At 71.7% G+C, this 25428-nt stretch carries 16 protein-coding genes; 14 read left to right on the plus strand and 2 right to left on the minus strand.

The features are described 5' to 3' along the window. Positions 1–19 precede the first annotated feature (19 nt). Genes ligA through AC1DZC_RS11570 form a run of 3 tightly spaced genes read left to right on the plus strand, consistent with a single transcriptional unit; the run spans position 20 to position 4043 of the window. Entirely contained in the window at positions 20–2239 is a 2220-nt protein-coding gene (gene ligA, locus AC1DZC_RS11560) for an NAD-dependent DNA ligase LigA (RefSeq protein WP_477043363.1), read from the plus strand. Positions 2240–2285: 46 nt separating this feature from the next. Next, positions 2286–3587 (plus strand): GNAT family N-acetyltransferase, encoded by a 1302-nt coding sequence (locus AC1DZC_RS11565; protein ID WP_477043364.1) that lies wholly within the window; start codon positions 2286–2288, stop codon positions 3585–3587. 42 nt (positions 3588–3629) lie between these two features. Further along, a complete protein-coding gene (locus AC1DZC_RS11570) occupies positions 3630–4043 on the plus strand; it encodes a hypothetical protein (RefSeq protein ID WP_477043365.1) in 414 nt (137 codons plus the stop codon). 6 nt (positions 4044–4049) lie between these two features. Here AC1DZC_RS11570 and AC1DZC_RS11575 read toward each other — a convergent pair whose 3' ends face one another. Both AC1DZC_RS11575 and AC1DZC_RS11580 read right to left on the minus strand, forming a co-directional pair. Beyond that, entirely contained in the window at positions 4050–4715 is a 666-nt protein-coding gene (locus tag AC1DZC_RS11575) for a ThuA domain-containing protein (RefSeq protein ID WP_477038573.1), read from the minus strand. A gap of 10 nt (positions 4716–4725) precedes the next feature. Further along, positions 4726–5910 (minus strand): ROK family protein, encoded by a 1185-nt coding sequence (locus AC1DZC_RS11580; protein ID WP_477038574.1) that lies wholly within the window; start codon positions 5908–5910, stop codon positions 4726–4728. Between the two features lie 109 nt (positions 5911–6019). Here AC1DZC_RS11580 and AC1DZC_RS11585 point away from each other — a divergent pair, with 109 nt between their 5' ends. The 11 genes from AC1DZC_RS11585 to gatB all read left to right on the plus strand — a co-directional run bounded on the left by AC1DZC_RS11585 (position 6020) and on the right by gatB (position 25376). Beyond that, positions 6020–7549, plus strand: a complete 1530-nt coding sequence (locus tag AC1DZC_RS11585; RefSeq protein WP_477043366.1) for a sugar ABC transporter ATP-binding protein — start codon at positions 6020–6022, stop codon at positions 7547–7549. After that, positions 7546–8613, plus strand: coding sequence for an ABC transporter permease (locus AC1DZC_RS11590; RefSeq protein ID WP_477038576.1), 1068 nt, complete (start codon positions 7546–7548; stop codon positions 8611–8613). Before AC1DZC_RS11585 ends, AC1DZC_RS11590 begins: the two co-directional genes overlap by 4 nt. A 62-nt stretch (positions 8614–8675) precedes the next feature. After that, a complete protein-coding gene (locus tag AC1DZC_RS11595) occupies positions 8676–9731 on the plus strand; it encodes a substrate-binding domain-containing protein (RefSeq protein WP_477038577.1) in 1056 nt (351 codons plus the stop codon). A gap of 70 nt (positions 9732–9801) precedes the next feature. After that, positions 9802–10974, plus strand: coding sequence for a Gfo/Idh/MocA family protein (locus AC1DZC_RS11600; protein WP_477043367.1), 1173 nt, complete (start codon positions 9802–9804; stop codon positions 10972–10974). Positions 10975–10976: 2 nt separating this feature from the next. Further along, on the plus strand, positions 10977–11978 hold the full coding sequence (locus AC1DZC_RS11605; protein WP_477043368.1) for a sugar phosphate isomerase/epimerase family protein: 1002 nt from the start codon (positions 10977–10979) through the stop codon (positions 11976–11978). 306 nt (positions 11979–12284) lie between these two features. Continuing rightward, positions 12285–20990, plus strand: coding sequence for a hypothetical protein (locus tag AC1DZC_RS11610; RefSeq protein WP_477043369.1), 8706 nt, complete (start codon positions 12285–12287; stop codon positions 20988–20990). After that, the gene (locus tag AC1DZC_RS11615) at positions 20987–21397 is read left to right on the plus strand and encodes a pilus assembly protein CpaE (RefSeq protein WP_477038581.1); all 411 of its coding nucleotides are present in this window, start codon (positions 20987–20989) and stop codon (positions 21395–21397) included. Before AC1DZC_RS11610 ends, AC1DZC_RS11615 begins: the two co-directional genes overlap by 4 nt. Before the next feature lie 112 nt (positions 21398–21509). After that, a complete protein-coding gene (locus AC1DZC_RS11620; RefSeq protein WP_477043370.1) occupies positions 21510–22025 on the plus strand; it encodes a VOC family protein in 516 nt (171 codons plus the stop codon). Between the two features lie 44 nt (positions 22026–22069). Beyond that, complete coding sequence (gatC, locus tag AC1DZC_RS11625; protein WP_477038583.1) at positions 22070–22369, plus strand: Asp-tRNA(Asn)/Glu-tRNA(Gln) amidotransferase subunit GatC; 300 nt, start codon at positions 22070–22072, stop codon at positions 22367–22369. Further along, positions 22366–23883, plus strand: coding sequence for an Asp-tRNA(Asn)/Glu-tRNA(Gln) amidotransferase subunit GatA (gatA, locus tag AC1DZC_RS11630; RefSeq protein ID WP_477043371.1), 1518 nt, complete (start codon positions 22366–22368; stop codon positions 23881–23883). Before gatC ends, gatA begins: the two co-directional genes overlap by 4 nt. Continuing rightward, on the plus strand, positions 23880–25376 hold the full coding sequence (gene gatB, locus AC1DZC_RS11635; RefSeq protein WP_477043372.1) for an Asp-tRNA(Asn)/Glu-tRNA(Gln) amidotransferase subunit GatB: 1497 nt from the start codon (positions 23880–23882) through the stop codon (positions 25374–25376). Before gatA ends, gatB begins: the two co-directional genes overlap by 4 nt. Positions 25377–25428: the final 52 nt, after the last annotated feature.

Genomic DNA, 25428 nt, shown 5'->3' on the forward strand with positions numbered 1-25428 from the left:
CGCACGCCATGATGGGACCGTGAGCGAAGAGATCGACGACGCCCCCGCACCTGTGAGCGCCTCCGCGGACCGGGAGATCCCTGCCGAGGCCCGCCACCGGTGGACCGAGCTGGCAGACCTGATCGACGCGGACCAGTTCGCGTACTACATCCGCGACGCCCCGGTGTCGTCGGACAAGGAGTACGACGAGCGGCTGCGCGAGCTCCAGGCGCTCGAGGACGAGCACCCCGGGCTGCGGACGCCGGACTCCCCGACGCAGCGGGTGGGCGGCACGTTCTCCACGGAGTTCGCCTCCGTCAGCCACGTGGAGCGGATGCTCTCGCTCGACAACGCCTTCTCCGACGAGGACATCGCCGCCTGGGCGGACCGGGTGCACCGCGACCTGGAGGCGGACGCGCAGCTGCACTACCTGTGCGAGCTGAAGATCGACGGGCTCGCCATCGCGCTGCTGTACGAGAAGGGCCGGCTGACGCGGGCCGCGACGCGGGGGGACGGTCGCACGGGGGAGGACGTGACGCTGAACGTCCGGACCATCTCGACGATCCCGGACACGCTGGGCGGAGACCCGGCGACGCACCCGGAGCTGATCGAGATCCGCGGCGAGGTGTTCCTGCCCGTCGAGGCGTTCGCGCAGCTCAACGCCTCGCAGGTCGCGGCGGGCAAGGCGCCGTTCGCCAACCCCCGCAACGCGGCCGCGGGCTCGCTGCGGCAGAAGGACCCGCGCGTGACGGCGTCGCGTGACCTGCGGATGTACGCGCACGGGATCGGCGCCCTGCGGTGGGCCCCGGGCGGCGGCGTCGGGATCGAGCGGCAGTCGCAGGTGTACGACCTGCTCGCGTCCTGGGGCGTCCCCGTCTCCGGCCACACGAAGGTCGTGCAGGGTCTGCCCGGGGTGCGGGAGATGATCGCCTACAACGGCGAGCACCGGCACGACGTCGAGCACGAGATCGACGGCATCGTCGTCAAGGTCGACGAGATCGCGCTGCAGCGACGCCTCGGCGCGACGAGCCGGGCACCCCGGTGGGCGATCGCCTACAAGTACCCGCCGGAAGAGGTGAACACCAAGCTGCTCGACATCCGCGTGAACGTCGGACGCACGGGCCGGGTCACGCCCTTCGGCGTGATGGAGCCGGTGTTCGTGTCGGGTTCCACGGTCGAGATGGCGACGCTGCACAACGCCAGCGAGGTGAAGCGCAAGGGCGTCCTGATCGGGGACACCGTGGTGCTGCGCAAGGCGGGCGACGTCATCCCCGAGATCGTCGGGCCCGTGGTGGACCTGCGGGACGGCACCGAGGTCGAGTTCGTCATGCCGACGCAGTGCCCGTCGTGCGGGACGACGCTCGCGCCGAGCAAGGAGGGCGACGTCGACATCCGCTGCCCCAACACCCGCTCCTGCCCCGCCCAGCTGCGCGAACGCCTCTACCACGTGGCCTCGCGCGGCGCGTTCGACATCGAGGCGCTCGGCGAGCAGGCCGCCAACAGCCTGCTGGCGGCGGGCGTCGTGACGGACGAGGGCGACCTGTTCGCCCTGGGTGCCGACGACCTGCGCAAGGTCCCGCAGTTCACGCTCTCGACCAGCTCGAAGGTGGCGGGCCGGCAGCGCGAGGCGGGGGACCTGAACGCGATCGGTCAGGCGCTGCTCACCAACCTGGAGAAGGCCAAGGAGCAGCCGCTGTGGCGGGTCATCGTCGCCCTGTCGATCCGGCACGTGGGACCGAGCGCCGCCCGCGAGCTGGCCAAGCACTTCGCGACGCTGGACGCGATCCGCGAGGCCGGCCAGGACGAGCTGGCCTCCGTCGAGGGTGTCGGGCCGACCATCGCGACGGCCGTCCGCGCGTGGTTCGACCAGCCCGAGGACGACGACAAGTGGCACGCGGAGATCGTCCGGAAGTGGAAGGACGCAGGCGTACGGATGCAGGACGAGCGCGACGAGTCGATGCCCMGCACCCTCGAGGGCCTGACCGTCGTGGTCACCGGCGGGCTCGAGCGGCTCAACCGCGACGAGGCCAAGGAGGCGATCCTGGCGCGCGGTGGCAAGACGTCGAGCAGCGTCTCCAAGAAGACGGACTACGTGGTGGTCGGGGAGAACGCGGGGTCGAAGGAGACCAGGGCGCGCGAGCTCGGCCTGCGGATCCTCGACGAGGCCGGCTTCGAGCGTCTGCTCGCGGAAGGCCCCGCCGGGGTCGGGGAGGCGCCGGCCGACGAGAGCGACGGCGCACCGGACGAGGTGGGCGAATGAGCAGGGGCCCCACCCGCCCGGTGGCGGTGCCATGAAGGTGGCACAGGTGACCGGGCCGACCGTCCGGCCGGCGCGGCACGACGAGATCGCAGGCGCCGGGGCACTGACCGCCGAGGCGTACCTGGCGGACCGGCTGCTGGACGAGGACGACGAGTACGAGGCCCAGCTGCGGGACGCCACGCGGCGAGCCCGCGAGGCGATGCTGCTGGTCGCGACGATCCCGTGCGAGGAGGCTGACGGCAGCGAGACGGTCGTCGGCACGGTCACGCTCGCCCCGTACGGCACGGAGTACGCCGAGATCGCGGAGCCCGGCGAGCTCGAGGTGCGCATGCTCGCGGTCGCCCCGCGCGCACGTGGCCGTGGCATCGCCGAGGCTCTGATGCGTGCGGCGCTCGGCTACGCGGTCGCGTCCGGCGCCCGGCGGGTGGTGCTCTCCACGCTGGACTCGATGGTCACCGCGCACCGGCTCTACGCCCGGCTCGGCTTCGTCGCTGTCCCGGAGCGCGACTGGGGCCACGAGTACGTCCACCTGCGGGTCCAGACCTGGACCCCGCCCGAGGCGCCGGGTGCGCTGGCGGAGACGCGGACGTGGCCGCCGCTGCGGGTCGTCGAGGTCGACGGGTGGCGCGTGGGCGTCTCCGACGGGCTGACGCGACGCGGCAACAGCGCCCTGCTGACCGGCAGGCCGACCGATCCGGTGGCCGCGCTGGACCAGGTCGAGCAGGTCTACGCGGACGCGGGTCTGCTCAGCACCGTGCGCGCGCCGCGCCCGCGGCTGGTGGAGGCCGGCGGGACCGATCGGGTCGATGCGGAGCGCACCTGCACGGAGGTCGCCGGCCTGCTGGACGCCCGCGGCTACCGCAGCGTCTCGGAGACCGACGTGCTGGTCCGGTCCCTCGTCGACGAACCTGCGCTCCCCGGCCGGCTCGCCCTCCCGGGCCTGCAGATCACCGCCCGCGACGAGCCCGACGACGACTGGCTGGCCCTCTGGCTCGGAACCAAGGACGACACCGCCGACCGCGAGACGGGCCGCGCGATCCTCACGGGCGCCCCGGCGAGCTACCTGTCGATGACGTCGGCCTACGACACCACGCCGGTCGCGGTGGTCCGGGTGGCGCGCGTCGACGACTGGGCCGCCCTGTCGTGCCTCGTGGTGCACGGCTCCGCCCGCCGTCGTGGCCTGGCGCGAGCCGTCACGCTGAGCGCGCTGCACGACGGTCGTGAGGCCGGGGCGCGGCGCGCGTTCCTTCAGGTGGAGGCGCACAACGCGGCCGCGGCGGCGCTCTACTGGGGCCTGGGCTTCCAGCCCGCCGACCGCTACTCCTACCGGGTGCGCGACCCGCGCTGACCGGCTCCTCAGCGCGGCGCCCTTCTGATCGATAGAAGGGGTGTGACCCACCGCCCGACACCCTCCGCCAGCAGCCCGGCCCGCAGCGCACCCGCGCGCAGACACCGGGTCGCGGGAGTCGCCCTCGCCGCGGTCCTCACGGTCGCGGCCCTCGCGGGCGCGGCTGCGACCGGCGTCATCGCCGTGGCACCGGGCGGGCCGACCGGCGCGGTGCCGACGCACGGGACGACGACCCACGACGCGGTCCCGGCACCGGCGACGAGCGCGTCGCGGGGTACTCAGACGATCGTCGTCACCGTCCCCGACCTCCAGCAGGAGGTGCGAGAGCTGGGCGCGGCAGCGCCGTACGGCCTTCGTCGGGCCGCGTGCCACCAGGAGACCGCGATGGATGACGAGAGCAAGGAGCCGCTCGCGACGTGCCTCGCGGACATCCCGCAGGACGCCCCGCGCCCCTGAGGCCGGTCAGGCGCTCGGTCGGGCCGCCCAGAGCAGTCCGCGCTCGATGATCGTGCGGACGGCCGGCAGCTCGAGGTCCGCCAGCTGGTGCCCAGGCGCGCAGACGAACACCCGCCCCTGACCCCAGCGACGCGTCCAGACCGCGGGCGAGACCACCGGGCCGTGCCAGTGGTCGTCGGGACCGGGGGAGATGGTGGTGGTCGCGAGCACGTCGTTCAGGTCGTCGGCGAGCAGCCAGTACTGCTCGGACCGGAGGGCGAAGTCGGAGATCCCCGCGACGAGCGGGTCGTCCGCGCGCGACGGGAGGATGTTGACGGTGTGGTCCACGATCCCGCCGGGGTGCGCCGCGAACTGGGCACCGACGAGCTGCAGGTAGTCGGTGGCCATCCGGAACGAGTCGACGATCCCGCCGTGCCAGCCGGCGAACCCGGTCCCGGCGGCGACGGCGTCGCGCAGGCCGTGCAGCTCGTCGGCGAGGATCTCGCCCATGGTCCAGCACTGCACGATCAGATCGGTCGCAGCCATCGTCGAGGCGTCGGCGTAGACCTCGAGCGACCCCTCGACGGTGACGTCGAATCCGCTGTCGCGCAGGAAGGGCAGGAAGAGGTCGACGGCCTCAGCGGGGGCGTGCCCGTCCCATCCGCCGCGGACGACTAGGGCGTTCTGGGTCACAACACTCTCCTCAGGAGATCAGGGAGTCGATGGCGGCGGCGGACAGGACGTGGTCGGACGCCATCGCCGACGCGCCGAGCACGCCGGCGCGGCCCTTGGTGCGGGACGCGACGATGCGCAGGTGCTGCGTCGCCAGCGGCAGAGATCGACGGTAGACGACCTCGCGTATGCCGGCCAGCAGGTGCTCCCCGGCTTCGGCAACGATGCCACCGATCACGATCACAGACGGGTTCAACATGCTCACGCAGGCGGCGAGCACGTCGCCGATGCGCCGGCCGGCCTCGCGGACCTCACGGCTGGCGTCGGGGTCGCCGGCCCGCACGAGTGCGACCACGTCGGCGCTCGTCGTGGCGTCCACGCCGAGCGCCCGCAGCGCGTCGGCGATCGCCGGCCCGCTCGAGACGGCCTCCAGGCAGCCGAAGTTCCCGCAGCGGCAGGGCAGGTCGGGCCCGCCGGGGACGGCGATGTGCCCGAGGTCCCCGGCCGCGCCCTGGGCCCCGCGGCGGATCTGGGCGTCGGAGATGATCCCTGCGCCGATCCCGGTGGCCACCTTGACGAACAGGAGGTGGTCGACGTTGGGCCACTGCGACGTGTGCTCGCCGAGGGCCATGACGTTGACGTCGTTGTCGACCAGGACGGGCACGTGCAGGAGCCGCCGCGACAGGTGGCCGGGCACGTCGGCGTCGTCCCAGCCGGGCATGATCGGCGGGTTGATCGGCTTTCCGGAGGAGTGCTCGACGGGCCCGGGCAGCCCGACCCCGACGCTCACGAGGTCGGTCAGGGGGCGACCGGCGTCCTCGAGCAGCTGGTGGCCGAGCGACACGACGCGGTCGAGCACGACGGTCGGACCCTCGGCGATCGCGATCGGTTCCCCGATCTCGGCGAGCACGGTCCCGACGAGGTCGGTCAGCGCGAGACGCGCGTGCGTGGCGCCGAGGTCGACCGCGAGGACGACACGGGCGGCGGGGTTGAACGCGAACGTGGCAGGCGGCCTGCCTCCGGTCGAGGTGGCCTCTCCAGCCGGCGCGACGAACCCCGAGGAGAGCAGGAGCTCGACGCGCGCAGCGATCGTGGAGCGGGCCTGACCGGTGAGAGTTGCCAGGTCGGAGCGGGTGCGCGGCTGCCCGTCGCGCAGGAGCTGGAACATCTCCCCGGCGCCGGTCGGCTTGGGGGCGAACTTGAGGAGCTCGTCCATGCGCACAGTGAATCATCTCGCCTTGTGTAGGTCACGTTCGCGTAACTCTGACACATAATCGTCGACTTTTGCTTGACGGACGACAGAAGTCAGTCCTACGTTTTCCGACATGGTCAGTGCAGACCCCACGCCCGACACCCCAGTGCTTCTGCAGATGCGCGGCATCGTGAAGCAGTTCCCCGGCGCCCGGGCGCTCGACGGCGTCGACCTCGAGATCCGTGCCGGCGAGGTCCACTGCCTGCTCGGTCAGAACGGTGCCGGCAAGTCCACCCTCATCAAGGTCCTGGCAGGCGCCCACCAGCCCGACGAGGGCGAGATCCTCGTCGACGGTCGGCCCGTCACGATCCCGCACCCGGTCGCCGGCCTGAAGCTCGGCATCGCGACGATGTACCAGGAGCTCGACGTCGTCGACGGCCTGACGGTCGCCGAGAACATCTACCTCGGCCACGAGCTCTCGGTCGGCGGCTTCTCGCAGCGACGCGCGGTGACGGCGAGCACGCGGGCGATCCTCAAGCGGCTCGGCCACGGCGACATCTCGCCCCACCGCGAGGTGGGCCAGCTGTCCGCCGCCGGCAAGCAGATCGTCAGCATGGCCCGCGCCCTGTCGCACGACGCCCGGGTGATCGTGATGGACGAGCCGTCGGCCGTGCTCGACTCGGAGGAGGTGGAGAACCTGTTCCGGGTGGTCCACGAGCTCACGAGCTCGGGCGTCGCCATCGTCTACATCTCCCACCGGCTCGACGAGATCCGGCAGATCGGTGACCGGATCACGGTGCTCAAGGACGGCCGGACGGTCGCGACGAGCCTGTCCGTCGCCGAGACCCCGACGACCGACCTCATCCGGCTGATGACCGGCCGCAACGTCGAGTACGCGATCCCCCCGCGGCCGCAGGTCCCCGACGACGCGGCGACGCTCCTGCACGTCGAGGGTCTCAGCCTCGCGGGCTCGTTCAGCGACGTCTCGTTCGACGTGCGCGCCGGTGAGGTCGTCGGCCTCGCCGGGCTCGTCGGCTCCGGCCGCACGGAGATCCTCGAGACGATCTTCGGTGCGCGCAAGAGGACCGCGGGCACCGTCTCGGTCGGGACCGAGACGCTGCGAGCGGGCTCGGTGAGCGGGGCGGTCAAGGCGGGCATCGGGCTCTGCCCCGAAGAGCGCAAAAGCCAGGGCCTGATCCTCGACGAGCCCGTCTACCGGAACATCACCCTCTCCACCTTCGCGCGCACGGCGAACGCGTCGTTCCTCGACGAGGCCTCGGAGCGCCGGGTCGCCAAGGAGCAGATCGACGCGCTCGACGTCCGGCCGTCCGACCCCGCTCGCGCTGCGCGGACGCTGTCCGGTGGCAACCAGCAGAAGGTGCTCCTCGCGCGCTGGCTGGTGCACGGCTGCCGGGTCCTGCTCCTGGACGAGCCCACCCGGGGCGTCGACGTCGGCGCCCGGTCCGAGATCTACGGCCTGATCGCGGAGCTCGCGAAGGGCGGCGCCGCGGTCGTCGTGGTGTCGAGCGAGATCGCGGAGGTGATCGGTCTGTCCGACCGGATCCTGGTGGTCTCCGAGGGTCGCGTGGTCCACGACGGGCCGGCGGCCAGCATCGACGAGCACCGCGTGCTCGACCTCGTCATGGAAGGAAGTGCCGCGTGAGTGAGCAGACGACCCCGGGGGCAGCCGTTCCGGGCCGCTCCATGACCGACGCCGTCGACGCGCCCGCGCCGGCCGACGGTCCCGCGAAGCCGCCCCGTAGAGGGATCCTGCACGGCCCGGCCGGACGGAACCTCGGCCTGGTGATCGCCCTCCTCGCCATCTGCATCTTCGGTGTCGCGACGGCGGGCGAGCGGTTCGCGAGCGTCGAGAACGCGCTGACCATCCTGCGCCTCGCGTCGGTCACCGGCGTCGTGAGCATCGGGATGACGTTCGTCATCATCGGCGCGGGTATCGACCTCTCGGTCGGCTCGGTGATCGGGCTGGCGTCCGTCTGGGCGTCCACGCTGGCGACCCAGACGATGGCGCAGAACCTGAACTGGGGCGTGATGGTCATCACCGCGCTCGCGGTGGGCCTCGCAGCAGGTCTGATCAACGGGGTGCTCATCGCCTACGGCAAGGTGGTCGCGTTCATCGCGACGCTCGCCATGATGGTCTCCGCCCGCGGCCTCGCCGAGATCATCGCCCAGCGCAAGACGCAGGTGGTCTCGGTCCAGGGGTTCCTCGACTTCTTCCGCGGCGACCTCATCGGCATCCCGACGCTCGTCTGGATCTTCGTCCTGGTCTCCGTGGCCGGGTGGATCCTGCTCAACCGGACCACGTTCGGGCGCCGCACCATCGCTGTCGGTGGCAACCCTGAGGCGGCCCGCCTGGCGGGCATCAAGGTCAAGCGCCACACGATGTACCTCTACGCCCTCTCCGGCCTCGGGGCAGGCATCGGCGGCGTGATGATGCTCGGCCGCACCACGGCCGGCAGCTCCACGAACGGCTTGTTCCTCGAGCTCGACGTCATCGCCGCCGTCGTCGTCGGCGGCACGCTCCTGGTCGGCGGCCGCGGCACGATCGTCGGCACCGTCCTCGGCGTCCTGATCTTCACGACGCTCTCCAACGTCTTCACGCAGAACAACTTGTCCAGCTCGGCCCAGGCCGTGGCCAAGGGCGTGATCATCGTCGTCGCCGTGCTGCTCCAGCAGCGCATCGCAAGTCGCTCCCCAGCAAGAACCTGACGACACCCCCGTCGTCGACAAGCAGCACCTCACCCCGCACGTCCGATCAAGGAGGATCAGTCATGTCCGCACCTCTGCGTCACCGGTGGCTCGCCATTGCCGGCGCCACCGCAGCCATCGCGCTCATCGCCGCGGGTTGTACGTCCAACACGCCCGAGGAGACCGAGGACACCGGCGCCGCGGAGGCGCCCGCCGCTGCCCCGGGTGGGAACGACGAACCGGGCGACCAGGTCACCATCGCGTTCTCCGGCCCCGCGGCCGACCACGGCTGGCTCGGCGCGATCAACTCTGCCGCCAAGGCCGAGGCCGAGAAGTACTCCGACGTCGACTTCGTCATGGCCGAGGGCACCAACGACGTCAGCGTGCAGATCAGCCAGATCGAGCAGTTCATCAACGACGGCGTCGACGCGATCGTGCTCCTGCCGAGCGACGGCGCGGCACTGACCGAGGTCGCCACGAAGGCGATGAAGGCGGGGATCCCCGTGGTCAACGTCGACCGCGAGTTCAGCGACCCGAACGCGGCCCGCACCACGGTGCTCGGCGACAACTACGGCATGGGCGTCAGCGCCGGCGAGTACATCTGCGAGCAGATCGGCGGCACGGCCGGTGCCAAGGTCGCCGAGATCGCGGGCATCGACTCGCTGCCGCTGACGCAGGACCGCAGCCGGGGCTTCAAGGACGCACTCACCAAGTGCGGTCTGAAGGTCGACGCCCGCGTCGCCGCGGACTTCACCGTCCAGGGTGGCGAGGAGGCGGCCGCCGAGCTGCTGCAGGCTCAGCCGAAGCTCGACGCCATCTGGAACCACGACGACGACCAGGGCATCGGCGTGCTGGCGGCGATCGACGCCGCCGGTCGTGACGAGTTCTTCATGGTCGGCGGTGCCGGCTCGAAGAACGCGATGGACGCCATCAAGGCGGACAACACCGTGCTCAAGGCGACGGTCATCTACCCGTCGACGCAGGGTGCCGACGGCGTCAAGCTCGCGCGGCTCCTCGCCCAGGGCAAGGGCATGAGCGACCTGGTGGACGGCGAGGCTCCCCGCACGGTCCAGCTGTACGCGCCCATCGTCACCAAGGAGAACGTGGACCAGTACCTGCCCATCGGCTTCGCGTCCTGACCTCCGACCAGTCTCTGCCGGGCGGGCCGTCCGCGGTCCGCCCGGCAGCACCGACAGAAAGGCAAGAGACATGACAGACCGTCTCGGCGTCGGCATGGTCGGCTACGCCTTCATGGGCGTCGCGCACTCGCAGGCCTGGCGCAACGCACCGCACTTCTTCGACCTGCCGCTGCATCCGGACATGGCGGCGATCGCCGGTCGCGACGAGGCCGCGGTGACCGCTGCGGCGACGCGGCTCGGATGGTCGAGCGTGGAGACGGACTGGAAGGCGCTCGTCATCCGCGACGACATCGACCTGGTCGACATCTGCACGCCCGGCGACACGCACGCCGAGATCGCCATCGCGGCGCTCGAGGCCGGCAAGCACGTGCTCTGCGAGAAGCCGCTGGCCAACAGCGTGGCCGAGGCCGCGGCGATGGCGGACGCGGCCGAGGCTGCCCGCGCCAACGGTCAGCTCGCGATGGTCGGCTTCACCTACCGGCGCGTGCCGGCGATCCAGCTGGCCCGCCAGCTCGTGGCCGACGGCCGGATCGGCACGGTGCGGCACGTGCGCGCGCAGTACCTGCAGGACTGGATCGCGGACGCCGACGCACCGCTGTCCTGGCGCCTGGACAAGCAGAAGGCCGGCTCGGGGGCGCTGGGAGACATCGGCGCGCACATCGTCGACCTCGCGCAGTTCGTCACCGGCGAGCGGGTGACCGGGGTGTCGGCGATCCTCGAGACGTTCGTGCACCAGCGGCCCGTCGCCGCCGCGCACAGCGGCCTGCACGGCACGGCCGGCACCTCGATGGGTCCCGTGACGGTGGACGACGCCGCGATCTTCCTGGGCCGGATGTCCGGCGGGGGAGTGGCGACGTTCGAGGCGACCCGGTTCGCGTGGGGCCGCAAGAACGCGATCCGACTCGAGATCAACGGCTCGGCCGGCTCGCTCGCGTTCGACTTCGAGGACATGAACGTCCTGCACTTCTTCGATGTCGCGCAGCCCGCCGTCGAGGCCGGCTTCCGGCGCATCGTCGTGACCGAGCCCGAGCACCCCTACGTGGGAGCGTGGTGGCCCGCGGGGCACGGGCTCGGGTACGAGCACGCATTCACGCACCAGGCCGTCGACCTGGTGACCGCTATCGCGGAGCGGCGCCAGCCGGAGCCGAGCTTCGCGGACGGCCTGCGCATCCAGCGCGTGCTCGACGCCGTCGAGCGGTCGGCTGCTGACCGCAGCACCTGGACCCCGGTAGAGGAGAGCTGACGATGTCCCGACCGATCACGCTGTTCACCGGCCAGTGGGCCGACCTGCCCTTCGAGGAGGTCGCACGGCTCGCCTCCGGCTGGGGCTACGACGGCCTCGAGATCGCCTGCTGGGGAGACCACCTGGACCCCTGGCGCTGGGACGACGACGAGTACGTGGCCGGCAAGCTCGCGCTGCTGGAGAAGTACAACCTCAAGGTGTGGGCGATCTCGAACCACCTCAAGGGCCAGGCCGTCTGCGACGACCCGATCGACCAGCGGCACCGGGACATCGTCTCGGACCGCGTCTGGGGCGACGGCGACCCCGAGGGCGTCCGGCAGCGGGCGGCCGAGGAGATGAAGCACACCGCGCGGCTGGCGGCGAAGCTCGGCGTCGACACCGTCGTCGGCTTCACCGGGTCGAGCATCTGGAAGTACGTCGCGATGTTCCCGCCCGTCGGCGCGGACACCATCGAGGCGGGCTACCAGGACTTCGCCGACCGCTGGAACCCGATCCTCGACGTGTTCGACGAGGTCGGCGTCCGCTTCGCGCACGAGGTGCACCCCAGCGAGATCGCCTACGACTACTGGACCACCGTGCGCACGCTCGAGGCGATCGGGCACCGGCCCGCGTTCGGGCTGAACTGGGACCCCAGCCACTTCGTCTGGCAGGACCTGGACCCGGTCGGCTTCCTCTGGGAGTTCCGGGACCGGATCTACCACGTGGACTGCAAGGACACGAAGAAGCGTCTGGGCAACGGCCGCAACGGCCGCCTGTCCAGCCACCTGCCGTGGGGCGACCCGCGGCGCGGGTGGGACTTCGTGTCCACCGGGAACGGGGACGTGCCGTGGCAGGACTCCTTCCGGGTGCTCAACTCGATCGGCTACGCAGGGCCGATCTCCGTGGAGTGGGAGGACGCCGGGATGGACCGGCTCGTCGGGGCGCCGCAGGCCCTGGAGTTCGTCCGTCGCAACGCGTTCGACGCGCCGGCTGCGTCGTTCGACGCGGCCTTCAGCAACCGCTGACGACCGGCGGAAGAACAGCTGAAGACCCACTGAACAGACCCGCTCAGGCGGGGCCGCGCGCGTATGGGAGCACGCGCGCAGCTCGGGGGAGACGGAGCGAGCGTCGTCCGGGACCGTGGTTGAGGGGCCACGACGGACGATGCTCGCTTCGTGCGTGTTCGCGTCGGGTCGGACCCCTGACCCCTGTCGGATCGTGTCCGATCGTGAATGAATGATGGGTCACGTGTGACAGGTGAGGCAGGTGTGGTCGCGGGCGAGATCCGGTCAAATGGGGCCGAACAGCACGGAATCAGGCACCATACGAGGATGACTGGCGCCCACGCGGTCCAGGACGTACGTGCTCCGTGGGTGCGTGCGTCGGTGCTGACCTGCGTTCTCGCGCTCGTCGCGGTGCTGTTCGGGCCGATCACTGCGGCCGTCGCGGCACCCGGGATCCTGCTGTCCAAGGACGCACCCGGCGAGGTCCTGGCGGGGCAGCCGATCACCTTCACGCTCACGGCCACGAACCCGCCGAGCAACCCGGACGCGGCGCCGGAGTACAACCTCGCGTTCCGTGACGTCATCCCGTCGGACGTGACCTACGTCGGCGGCTCGACGACTCCAGCGGGCGCCGGCGACCCGGTGCAGTGGACCGACCCCGACACCGGCATGACGACGCTGACGTGGACCAACGTCACGGACCTGTCGGTGAACGGCGCGACGACCCTGACGTTCCAGGTGATGCCCGACCCGGTGGTCTACCCGGTGGGCACCACCGTCGAGAACACGGCCGACGTCTACAGCAGCACCGATCCGTTCGTCGCGCCGGAGTTCGACGAGCTCGGCGTGCTCGTGCCCGGCACCGCGACCGAGACCGCGACCTCCAACCCGACGACGACCCTCATCTCGGCGCTCCAGATCACCAAGGACGAACCGAGCCCCGAGGGCGAGCTGCTGCGCGGGGTTCACGACAACGACACCGTGTACTCGCTCACGATCGAGTCCGCCCCGGCGGCGGGCAGCACCGGGCTCGTCGTGACCGACTACATCCCCGCGCGGCTGGAGTACCTCGGCTGCGGTGGCGTGGACAACTCGGCGACCCCGGAGTTCCCGGGTGCGCCCTCGCTGACCGCGACGCCGACGCCGGCCGACTGCCTGACCCCGACGTCGGTGACGACGGTCCAGGACCCGCCGCCGAACGGCACGACCACCTACCCGCCGGGCGTCTACACGCGCGTGGAGTGGTCGATCCCGGACATCGCGGCGTCGAGCACCTTCACGCTCCGGTACGCGGCCGGAGTCCCGCTGCGCGCCAACGTCATGTTCCCGGACCCGGCTCCGGGCGGGCTGCTCCAGACCGCCAACCTCGACAACAACACGGGCGCGTCGACCCGCGAGACCGCCACGGAGCTCGGCGCGACGAACGTCGCCCAGGTGACCGGCACCTTCCAGGGCACGACGGCACCCGGCGTCCCGGCGACGGTCTCGGCCTCCGACACGCTGACGGTCTCGATCGAGGACGTCCGGATGCGCAAGACCGCCGACCGCTCGGAGTTCCTCTCCGGCGGCACGGTGCGCTACACCCTCACCGTCGAGTCCAGCGAGTACGTGAGCGCCGCCGACATCGTCCTGGCCGACACGCTTCCCAACGGCACCTGCCCGCTCGGCGGTCCGGGGACGAACTACTCGCCCGGCGCCAACCCCTTGTGCGACGGCGGGCGCGCACCGGCGCCGTCCGTGCCGATCGCGACGGCCACGTTCAATGTCGACGGCACCTTCGACATCACGTTCGACGCGCTGGCCGAGGGGCCTGACGCGACGACGACGGTCTCCTACTCGGCCGCGATGCTGCCCACCTACCTGGGTGGCGCGCTGGTCGGGCAGGCGACGGCGACGGGCGACTCGTTCACCAACGACGCGTCCCTCACGGCGACGACCACCCCGGTCGCCGGCACGGGCGAGACGGGCACCGTGACGGTGGAGGACGAGTCCGAGTGGACCCTGACCACCGGCTCGGAGTCGATCGACAAGCTCATCGCGCCGCGCTCGATCTCGGGTGGCACGTGCCCGACGGACGCCGGCGTCTACGGCGAGCCGGCAGCGTTCGCGCCCGAGGAGACCCTGTTCCTCAAGGGTGACCGCGTGTGCTACCTGCTGACGGCCAACTTCTCGCCCCTGACCGAGACGCGCAATCCTCAGGTCACGGACTTCCTGCCCCCCGGCATGACGTACGTGAACGGGTCGGCGACCGCCGCGGCCACGAACGCCGATGCTCCGTTCACGGTGACCTCGAGCACGAGCGCGGTGCAGTTCCTGATCGGCACGCCCGGACCGGCGGGCAACCGGTTCGTCGACCCGGGCGCCGTGTTCGCGGTGGTGATCCAGGCGAACGTGACGAGGGCCGCGCCGGGCACGACGGCGCTGACCCGGTCGAACCTCATGAAGCTGCGGGCGGAGAACTCCGCGGGCATCACCGAGACGCTCCGGGACAGCCTCGTCATGCAGGGGGCGCCGGTCCCGCCCGTCCAGGTGGTCAAGGGCGTCGAGTCGGTCGACGCACCCGCCAGCGGCCCGAACCCCGCGAACAGCAACGTCGACGGCTCCGAGGTGCGTGCCGGCTCCGTCGCCACCTTCCGGATCGACCTGACCAACGGCGGCGTTGCGGGTACCGCCAACGGCTACGAGGTCGGCGCGCTGGACGTCTGGGACAAGCTGCCCGTCCAGCTCACCTGCGACGACATCGACGAGAGCACGGTGCGGTACGAGCCTGCGCAGGCCGTGCCGCCGACCGTCGTGTGCACCGACCCGGGCGAGCCCGGGCACCCCGCGTTCCTGGGTTCGGCCGACCTGAGCCTGCTGCGAGTCACGTTCCCGATCGACGGCACGCAGCCGGACCTGTCGGGCCAGGGCGTCGGGCCGGGCGCGACGCAGTCGATCCTCTACGACACCACGATCCCCGACCCGGCGGGCGTCGGGACGGTCTACACCGACACGGCTTACGTGAGCAGCTACCAGGCGCTGACCAACGTCCCGGGTGGCGGCACGGTCACGTTCTACCCCCGGCAGAACGTGAACCTGGCGGTCCTCCCGACACAGTGGGACGCCCCGGCCGCCTCCGACCCGTCGAACGTGCGGGTCCCCGGGCCCGAGGTCGACAAGTCCGCGACGACGTCGGTCGTCGAGACGAACAACGACCTCGAGAACGAGGCGACGATCGGGGAGCTCGTCACCTACACCTACGGGGTGCGGATCCTCGCGGGTACGGCGGCGTACGACGGTGTGCTGCAGGACCCGCTGCCGACGGGCTTCGTGCAGGTCGGACCGGCCACGCTGACGTACCACCCGGACGCCGACAGCGCGGCGACCGCGCCGGTCCCGGCGGGGGTCACGATCGACCCGGACACGGGCACGGTGACGTTCCCGTCCACGTACAACAACGCGACCGCGGTGGACCAGCGGTTCGAGGTGGTCCTGCCGGCCCAGGTCACGGGCGCCGCGATGAGCACGGCGCAGAACAACCTGCAGGTGATCAACACCGCCCGGTTCGTCAGCCTGGAGACCCTCGGCGGCTCGGCACTGCCGCCGGCCACGGCGTCGTGGACCATCACGGTCCGCCAGCCGCGCCCGGACGTGACGAAGGCGAACGACTCCGACGGGCCTGTCCCCGGCGGCACCACCGTCGCATACACGGTGAGCGCGCGGAACGTGAACACGGACGGCTCGGGCGCCACGCGCACGCCGCTGCACGACACGTTCCTCGTCGACTGCCTGCCCGCGGGAATGATCTTCGACGCCTACGGCGCCGACCCCGGTGCGGCGCCGGCGGCGGGTGGTACGGCCAACGGCTGCGCCGCGGGCACGACCGCGCTCGTCTGGAACGTCGGCACGATCGAGCCCGGGGCCACGGCGACGCGCACCTACACGGCGATCGTGCCGCTCGACGCGATCGCCGGGACGACGTACGTCAACAACGTGACGCTCTCGGGGTCCACGCTCGACGACGGCAAGGCGAGCCCGACCGACCCCGACAACCCGGACGAGCGCGTGGTCACCGACACCGCGTCGTCGACGGTGCCGATCGTCGGTGCGGACATCACCAAGTCGGTCACCCCGGACCGGGCGACCATCGGCCAGGAGGTCACCTGGCGGGTGGACGTCGAGATCTCACCGAACACCACCTACTTCGACGCCACCCTCGTCGACCACCTGCCGGCGGGTGTGGACGACGTCGCCATCACGGACTACGGGTGCCAGGTGCTGACCACCCCGGCGACGGACTGCACGATCGTGCCGGTCCGGCTGAACGACGCCGCCGGGCCGGGAGGCTCGACCCTCGTCGCCTGGAACTACGGCGACCTCCCGCCGAGCGTCGACATCCGCATCGTCTCGGTCACCTACACCGGCAAGATCGCCGACGTGCCGGGGAACGTCGCCGGCGTCACCCTGACCAACACGGCGCACACCGCGTGGAACGTCAGCCCCGACAGCCCGAACGACGACCCGCAGTCGGCCGACGCGCCGTTCGACACGACCGGGCCGTCGGCGAGCGCGACGGTGACCGTCATCGAGCCGCAAGTGACGGTCGACAAGGCGGTCAGCGACGCGACGCCCGGTCCGGCCGACTCGTTCGAGTACACGATCACCGCGCACAACTCGCCCGACCCCACCTCGAGCGACTCGTGGAACGGGGTCCTGCAGGACGTCGTGCCCGTGGGCGTCGTGGTCGACCCCGACAGCATCGCGTTCGGCGGCGTGCTGACCGGGGACGACCCGGTCCGTGGTGGCGGCCTGATCACGTGGGACACGCGCGGCCTGGCCATCGCCTACCCACCCGGCGCCGACGTCACGGTGACCTACGAGGCGACGCTCGCGCCGTCCGAGGACATCGACGCGACACCGCTGGCGAACACGGTGACCGTCACCAACTACGAGTCGCTCGAGTCGGGCGGGCGTGTCTACAGCGGACCCAGCGCGACCGCGCAGGTCGTGCCCGCGTTCCCGCAGCTGACGACCGTCAAGACCGCCGTGTCGCCGGCCCCCGCCTACATCGGCTCGCCCTTCACCTGGCGCGTCGCGACCACGAACACCGGGACGGCGCCGGCGTTCGGCATCGACATCACCGACACGCTCCCGGCGGGCTGGGAGTACGTCCCGGGCAGCTCGCAGCTGACGGCCGCGACGGGCACCACGTCCGCCCACGCCGACCCGCTGGTCGCCCTCGGGGTCGCGGTGTGGTCGGACCTGGGCACCCTGCAGCCGGGTCAGAGCGCCAGCATGACGTTCCAGCTGCGGCCCACGACCGCGGTCCTGCCCAACGTCGGTTCGACGGTGCCGCAGCTCAACCGGGCCCGCACGATCGGTGAGGACGCCACCGGTGCCACGGGGAACCTCGACGGCCCGTACGACAACGGCCAGGTGACCGCCCAGACGCGCATCGACTCGGCCGACGTCCAGGTCACCAAGACGCACGCGTCGCCGGTCGTGGCGGGCGCCAACGCCCGGTGGACCCTGACCGTGCGGAACAACGGCGCGGATCCCGCCGTCGGCCCGTTCACGGTGACCGACACCCTGCCGCCGGGCACGGGCTTCGTCTCCGCGTCGGGAACCGGCTGGACCTGCGGTGCGCCCGTCTCGGGCGTCGTCAGCTGTGCGCGGACGACCCCGCCGGGGACCCTGGCCTCCGGCGCGTCCTTCCCGGTGATCACCGTCGTGACGTCGATCCCCGCCGCGACGCCCAGCGGCACGGCGTTCACCAACGGCGCGACGGCGAACGCCCGGACGTACGACCCGAACACCGCGAACAACTCCACGACCGACGCGGTCACGATCACGACGAGCGCCGACCTGGCGATCACCAAGACCCATGCGGGTCCGGGGGTCGCGGGGCAGGACACCGCGTGGACCATCGGCGTGCACAACAACGGGCCCTCGGACTCGCAGCCGACCATCACGGTGAGCGACACGCTGCCGGCCGGCACGACGTTCGTCTCGGCGGTCGGCGTCGGATGGTCCTGCGCCCCGCCGGTCGGGCAGACGTTCAGCTGCACGCGGTCCACGGTGCTGGCCTCGGGTGCGGTCGCGCCGCAGATCCTCGTGGTCGCCCACATCTCGTCCGGCCTGACCGGGACCCTCACCAACTCGGCGACCGTCACGGGGACCACGCCCGACCCGGTGCCCGCGAACAACACCGCGACGAGCCCGTTGACGATCACGACCTCCGCCGACCTCGCGATCCAGAAGGCGCACGCGGGCGCGTTCACGCCGGGCACCCAGGGCACGTACACGTTCGCCGTCGTGAACAACGGACCCTCCGACGCCGCCGCACCCGTCACGATCACGGACACGCTGCCCGACGACCTGACGTTCGCCTCGACGGTCGACCCCACCGGGACGTGGACCTGCTCGGCGGCCGGCCAGCTGGTGACCTGCACCCTGGCCGGGTCGCTGGCCCTGAATGCGTCGACGACCGTGAGCATCGTGGTCGACGTGGACCCGGCCGCCGGCGCCGGCTCGTTCGAGAACACCGCGACCGTCGACTCGCCGACGCCGGACCCGAACCCCGTCAACAACACCGACACGGACGACACGTCCTTCAGCTCGATCTCGGACCTCGCTCTGGACAAGTCGCACACCGGGCCGGTCGACGCCGGAGCGAACGTCGTCTGGACCCTGCAGGTGTCGAACCTCGGCCCGTCGGCGACGGTCGGGCCGATCACGGTCGCGGACGGACTGCCCGACGACGTCGACTACGTCTCGGCGACCGGCGTCGGATGGACGTGCTCCGCCGTCGACCAGGTGGTCACGTGCACCACGCCGGACGGCATCGCCGGCGGTACGCCCGGCTCGCCGGCGCTCGCCGAGCCGATCACTCTCACCGCGTTCGTCCACGCGGACGCCGGGCCGTCGATCATCGTCAACCACGCGTCGGTGGACGGGCCGCAGGCGGACCCGGACCTGAGCAACAACGACGCGAGCGACCCGGTGATCGTGCGCGACGAGGCCGACGTGAGCGTGGTGAAGACCGTCACGAGCCCGGCACCGTATCTCGCGGGCACCCAGGTGACGTACACCCTCACGGTCGGGAACGCCGGTCCGTCGTTCGCCGACGACCTGCACGTCGTCGACACCCTGCCGCCGGGGATGAGCGGGGTGAGCGGATCGGGTCCGGGCTGGACCTGCGTGGTGTCGACGACCGAGATCGTCTGTGACCGTCCCGTCCTCGCCGCGCCCGTCGCATCGCCCGTGAACACCAGCGTCATCACGGTGACCGGGCAGATCGGGGCCGACGTGCTCGACGGGACGACGCTCACCAACACCGCGGTCGTCGGGACGGCGACCACGGACACCGACCCGAGCAACAACCAGGACGACGAGTCGATCTCGGTGGCCGCCGCGGCCGACCTCGCGATCACCAAGTCGCACCCGGCCGGTCGGTTCGACGCCGGCCAGGAGGTCCCGTTCACGATCGTCGTCACCAACAACGGGCCCTCCGACGCCCTGGCGCCGATCGAGGTCACGGACACGCTGCCGCCCGGGTTCACCTACGTCTCCTCGTCGGGACCCTGGACGTGCACACCGAACGGTGCCGGCACGACCGTCGTCTGCGACCTGGACGGCGTCACGTCCCTAGCCGCGGGTGCGACGGCGCCGGACCTCGTGGTCACGACGCAGATCGACCCGTCCGCGTCCGCGGGACCCGTGCTCAACACGGCGACCGTCGACTCCCCGACGACCGATCCCGACCCCGGCAACAACACGACGACCGACCCCGTGCTCGTGCAGCAGGCGGCCGACGTACGCATCCTCAAGACCCACACCGGCGCGGTCCGGGTCGGCGACGACGTGACGTTCCACCTCACCGTGTTCAACGTTGGCCCGTCGGACGCCCAGGACGTCGTCGTCAACGACCCGCTGCCGCGAGGCCTGACCTACGTCTCGGCGACCGGAACCGACTGGACCTGCACCACGATCCTCAGCGCGGTCCGGTGCGCGTACGACCTGCCGCTGGCCGCCAACCGGTTCGCACCCCAGATCGACCTCGTCGTCACGGTCGGTCCCGAAGCGTTCCCGACGGTCCGGAACATCGCCGACGTCGACACGAGCACGGACGGCGACAACCGGGACGACAACATCGCCACGGACGACCTCGGAGTCCCGGCGCAGGTCGACCTCTCGATCACCAAGACCCACGCGGCGGACTTCGTGGTCGGGAGCACCGGCACCTGGACGATGCTCGTCAGCAACGCGGGCCCCACCGACGACCCCGGTCCCGTCACGGTGACCGACACCCTCCCGGCCGGCACGACGTTCGTGTCGGCGAGCGGACCGGGCGCGACGTGCACCGCGGCCGGTCAGACGGTCACGTGCGTGCTCGCGGACGGCGTCACGATCGCCACGCCGGTCACGATCACCCTGGTGGTCTCGGTGCAGGCCGACGCCTACCCGAGCGTGACCAACGCGGTCACGGTGGGCACCGACGCCGAGGACCTCGACCCGGACAACAACACCGCGACCGACGACGTGGACGTCCTCGGGCTGTCGAGGCTGGCGATCGTCAAGGACGTCGTCGGCATCCCGGGCACGCAGCCGGTGTTCGACCTCACCGTCACCAACCTCGGGCCCAACGCGACCACCGCACCGGTGACCGTGACCGACCAGCTGCCCGTCGGCCTGACGTACGTGAGCGCCACGGGAGTCGGCTGGACCTGCGACGCGGTGTCGAACGCCGTGACCTGCACGTACTCGGCGTCGCTCGCGGTCAGCCAGTCCGCGCCGTCCGTCCGGGTGCAGACGACCCTGACCGCGCCGCCGGGAACGAGCGTCGTCAACGTCGCGACCGCGACCGGCGGACAGCCGCTGTGCCCCGACTGCGTCCCGGTCTACGTGCAGGACGACGCCACGGTCGTCGCACCCGACGACTCGACGCTGTCGGCCACCGGCACGGACGCCCTCGCCTGGGCGATCCTCGCGCTCGTCCTGCTGGGCGGCGGCATCGTGATGGTCGGCGTGTCCCGTCGGAGGTGGATCACATGATCAGCGTCGCGCGTGCCGAACAGCTGCACGGGGCCGGACTGACCTGGCACCCGCGGCCCGGGGACGCGTTCGCGGTCCGCGTGCTCGAGGACCAGGTGTTCACGATCGCGGACATGGTGGTCGAGCCGCGCGAGTACCCGACCGGCACGGTCCTGGGTTTCAACGGGACGACCGAGTGGGCGCTCGACTCGGTGCGCCAGGAGGACGCGCTGTGGCTGCCGCGCGAGGACCAGCTGCGCGAGCTCCTGGGCGGCACGTTCCGCAGCCTGGCGCGCTCGACCTTCGGGGGCTACCAGGTGCTCGTCGAGCTCGCCGGCCGTCCTGAGCAGGTCTTCTCGGCCGACGACGCCGCCGACGCGTACGCCCAGGCCGTGCTGGCCCTGGTGACCGCCGCGGTGGGCGGCTGACCCGGAGAACTTTCTCGGTCGTCGGTGTCGAGAACGTCGCGGCGGCTCCGACCTCCTCGTGAACGACGGCGCGGGCACCGGGCCACGCGCCGCACACACCGGAGGTACCGAGATGTCCATCACGCCGTTCCTGTGGTTCGACGACGAGGCGGAGCAGGCCGCCGAGCGCTACGTGTCGATCTTCCCCAACTCCCGCATCGTCTCCGTCGCCCGCTTCAACGCGGACGCGCCGCCGCCGGCCGGTCCGGCGATCAACGTGACCTTCGTGCTCGACGGGCTCGAGATCCAGGCGCTCAACGGCGGACCCGGGCACCCGCACTCCGACGCCTTCTCGCTGCAGATCATCGTCCCCGACCAGCAGGAGACCGACCGCGTGTGGGACGCGCTCCTCGAGGGAGGGGGCACCCCGGGTCCCTGCGGGTGGCTGACGGACCGGTGGGGGCTGTCCTGGCAGGTGATCCCCGAGGCCCTGCCCGAGCTCATCTCCGACCCCGACCCCGAGCGCGCCAACCGCGCGCTGAACGCCATGTTCACGATGACCAAGATCGACGTCGCCGCGCTGCAGGCGGCCGCCGACGGCGCGTCGACGGTCGGGGCGGGCGCGGGGACGTCGGCCGGACGCGACTGAGGGGTGGGGGGAGCGGGTGAGCCGACCCGTCTAGACTTCGGAGCATGTCCACCCTCTCTCGCGACGAGGTCGCGCGCGTGGCGGGCCTGGCACGGATCGACCTGACGCCGGCGGAGCTCGACCGCCTCGCGGGCGAGCTCGACGTCATCGTCGAGTCGGTCGCACGCGTGAGCGAGATCGCCACGTCCGACGTGCCGGCCACCAGCCACCCCCTGCCGCTGACCAACGTGTTCCGCGCCGACGTGCCCGAGGCCCCGGTGGACCGGGACCTGGTGCTGGCGTCCGCGCCGGCGTCGATCGACGGCAAGTTCGCGGTCCCGCAGATCCTGGGGGAGGACGCGTGAGCAGCGCTGACCTGACGCGGCTGTCCGCCTCGGCGCTGGCCGAGCGCCTCGCCGCCAAGGACGTCTCGAGCGTCGAGGCGACGCAGGCGCACCTCGACCGGATCGCCGACGTCGAGCACGCGGTGCACGCCTTCCTGCACGTGTCCGGCAACGAGGCCCTCGCGGTCGCGGCCGACGTCGACGCGCGCCGCGCCGCGGGGGAGGACCTCCACGTGCTGGCGGGCGTCCCGATCGCGGTCAAGGACGTCGTCGTCACCAAGGGTCTGCCGACGACGGCCGGCTCGAAGATCCTCGAGGGCTGGGTCCCGCCGTACGACGCGACCCTCGTCGAGAGGATCAAGGCCGCCGGTCTGCCGATCCTGGGCAAGACCAACATGGACGAGTTCGCGATGGGCTCCTCGACGGAGCACTCCGCGTACGGCAACACGCACAACCCGTGGGACCTCGACCGGATCCCCGGCGGCTCCGGCGGTGGCTCGGCCGCGGCCGTCGCGGCCTACGAGGCGCCGCTGGCGATCGGCACCGACACCGGCGGCTCGATCCGTCAGCCGGGTGCGGTCACGGGCACCGTCGGCGTGAAGCCGACCTACGGCTCGGTGTCCCGGTACGGGCTCATCGCCATGGCGTCCTCGCTCGACCAGGCCGGTCCCGTCACGCGCACCGTGCTCGACGCCGCGCTGTTGCACGAGCTCATCGGCGGTCACGACCCCCGCGACAGCACGTCGATCGACGAGCCTCTGCCCGGCCTCGTCGCCGCGGCCCTCGAGGGCGCGTCCGGCGACCTGACCGGAGTGCGCGTCGGCGTCATCACCGAGCTGCAGGGCGAGGGCTACCAGCCCGGCGTCCTCGCGCGGTTCCAGGAGTCCCTGGAGATCCTGCGCGGCGCGGGTGCGCAGATCGTCGAGGTCTCCTGCCCGCACTTCGAGTACGCCCTGGGCGCGTACTACCTGATCATGCCGAGCGAGGCGTCCAGCAACCTGGCGAAGTTCGACGGCATGCGGTTCGGCCTGCGGGTCGTCCCGGAGGACAACCCGACCGCCGAGCGCGTCATGTCCGCCACGCGCGGCCAGGGCTTCGGCGACGAGGTCAAGCGCCGCATCATCCTGGGCACCTACGCGCTGTCCGCGGGCTACTACGACGCCTACTACGGCTCGGCGCAGAAGGTCCGCACGCTCATCCAGCGCGACTTCACCGCCGCGTTCGAGCGGGCCGACGTGCTCGTCTCCCCGACCGCGCCGACCACCGCGTTCAAGCTCGGCGAGAAGCTCGACGACCCGTTGGCGATGTACCTGAACGACGTCGCGACGATCCCGGCCAACCTGGCCGGCGTGCCCGGCCTCTCGTTGCCGGCCGGCCTGTCCGACGACGGCCTGCCCGTCGGGTTCCAGGTGCTGGCGCCCGCGAAGGCGGATGACCGGCTGTACCGGGTCGGGGCGGCGCTCGAGGCGCTGCTGGAGAGCAACTGGGGTGGGCCGCTGCTGGCCAAGGCTCCCGAACTGGAGATCGCACGATGAGCACGCTGGTGGACTACGACGACGCCGTCGCGCGCTACGACACGGTCATCGGCATCGAGGTGCACGTCGAGCTCGGCACGCGCACCAAGATGTTCGACGGCGCCGAGGTGACGTTCGGTGCCGAGCCGAACACGCAGGTCACGCCCGTGTCGCTGGGCCTGCCCGGCGCGCTCCCGGCCGTCAACGCCACCGCCGTCGAGTACGCGATCCGCATCGGCCTCGCGCTGAACTGCTCGATCGCGGAGTCCTGCCGGTTCGCGCGGAAGAACTACTTCTACCCGGACGTGCCCAAGAACTTCCAGACGTCCCAGTACGACGAGCCCATCGCCTACGAGGGCTGGGTCGACGTCGAGCTGGACGACGGGAGCATCTTCCGCGTCGAGGTCGAGCGCGCGCACATGGAGGAGGACGCCGGCAAGAACACCCACATCGGTGGCGCCGACGGCCGCATCCACGGTGCCGAGTACTCGCTGGTCGACTACAACCGCGCGGGCATCCCGCTGGTGGAGATCGTCACCAAGCCGATCACGGGCGCCGGTGCACGGGCACCCGAGGTTGCCCGTGCGTACGTGCAGACCCTGCGGGACATCTTCCGCGCGCTGGGCGTCTCCGAGGCGAAGATGGAGCGCGGCAACGTCCGGGCGGACGTCAACGTCTCCATCCGCCCGACCCCCGAGAGCCCGCTGGGCACCCGCACCGAGACCAAGAACGTCAACTCCTTCCGGTCGGTCGAGCGGGCCGTCCGCTACGAGGTCAGCCGCCAGGCGGGCGTCCTCGACGACGGCGTCGCGATCATCCAGGAGACGCGCCACTGGCACGAGGACACCGGCACCACGGCGTCCGGCCGCGTGAAGTCGGACGCGGAGGACTACCGCTACTTCCCGGAGCCCGACCTCGTCCCGATCGCCCCGGACCGCGCGTGGGTCGAGGAGATCCGCGCCGGGCTCCCCGAGCTGCCCGCCGCGCGCAGGCGCCGGCTGCAGACCGAGTGGGAGTACGCCGACGCCGAGATGCGCGACGTCGTCAACGCCGGTGCCGTGGAGCTCATCGAGACCACGATCGCCGCGGGCGCCAGCCCGGCCGCCGCGCGCAAGTGGTGGATGGGCGAGCTGGCCCGCACGGCCAAGCAGCAGGACGTCGAGCTCGAGGCGCTGCCGGTGACGCCCACCCAGATCGGCCAGCTGCAGAAGCTGGTCGACGACGGCGCGATCAACGACAAGCTGGCCCGTCAGGTGCTCGAGGGCGTCCTGGCCGGCGAGGGCGACCCGGCCGACGTCGTGGCCGCCCGCGGCCTCGGTGTCGTGTCCGACGACGGCCCGCTGCTCGACGCGATCGACGCCGCGCTCGCCGCGCAGCCGGACATCGCCGAGAAGATCCGCTCGGGCAACCTGGGTCCGGTCGGCGCGATCATCGGTGCCGTCATGAAGGCCACGCGCGGTCAGGCCGACGCCGGCCGCGTCCGGGAGCTGCTGCTGGAGCGGATCGGGTCGTAACACCACGTCCACAATCCCGCCGTAGTCTCGGCGGACGCGAGAGGAGCGGACG

The sequence above is a fragment of the Cellulomonas sp. P2_B4 genome (assembly GCF_056404795.1).

Bases quoted from the DNA above. Each gene is read 5' to 3' on its own strand.
- AC1DZC_RS11580 (WP_477038574.1), bottom strand. From the start codon at position 5,910: ATGGACGAGCTCCTCAAGTTCGCCCCCAAGCCGACCGGCGCCGGGGAG.
- AC1DZC_RS11585 (WP_477043366.1), top strand. From the start codon at position 6,020: ATGGTCAGTGCAGACCCCACGCCCGACACCCCAGTGCTTCTGCAGATG.
- AC1DZC_RS11595 (WP_477038577.1), top strand. From the start codon at position 8,676: ATGTCCGCACCTCTGCGTCACCGGTGGCTCGCCATTGCCGGCGCCACC.
- AC1DZC_RS11600 (WP_477043367.1), top strand. From the start codon at position 9,802: ATGACAGACCGTCTCGGCGTCGGCATGGTCGGCTACGCCTTCATGGGC.
- AC1DZC_RS11605 (WP_477043368.1), top strand. From the start codon at position 10,977: ATGTCCCGACCGATCACGCTGTTCACCGGCCAGTGGGCCGACCTGCCC.
- AC1DZC_RS11610 (WP_477043369.1), top strand. From the start codon at position 12,285: ATGACTGGCGCCCACGCGGTCCAGGACGTACGTGCTCCGTGGGTGCGT.
- AC1DZC_RS11615 (WP_477038581.1), top strand. From the start codon at position 20,987: ATGATCAGCGTCGCGCGTGCCGAACAGCTGCACGGGGCCGGACTGACC.
- AC1DZC_RS11620 (WP_477043370.1), top strand. From the start codon at position 21,510: ATGTCCATCACGCCGTTCCTGTGGTTCGACGACGAGGCGGAGCAGGCC.
- gatC (WP_477038583.1), top strand. From the start codon at position 22,070: ATGTCCACCCTCTCTCGCGACGAGGTCGCGCGCGTGGCGGGCCTGGCA.
- gatB (WP_477043372.1), top strand. From the start codon at position 23,880: ATGAGCACGCTGGTGGACTACGACGACGCCGTCGCGCGCTACGACACG.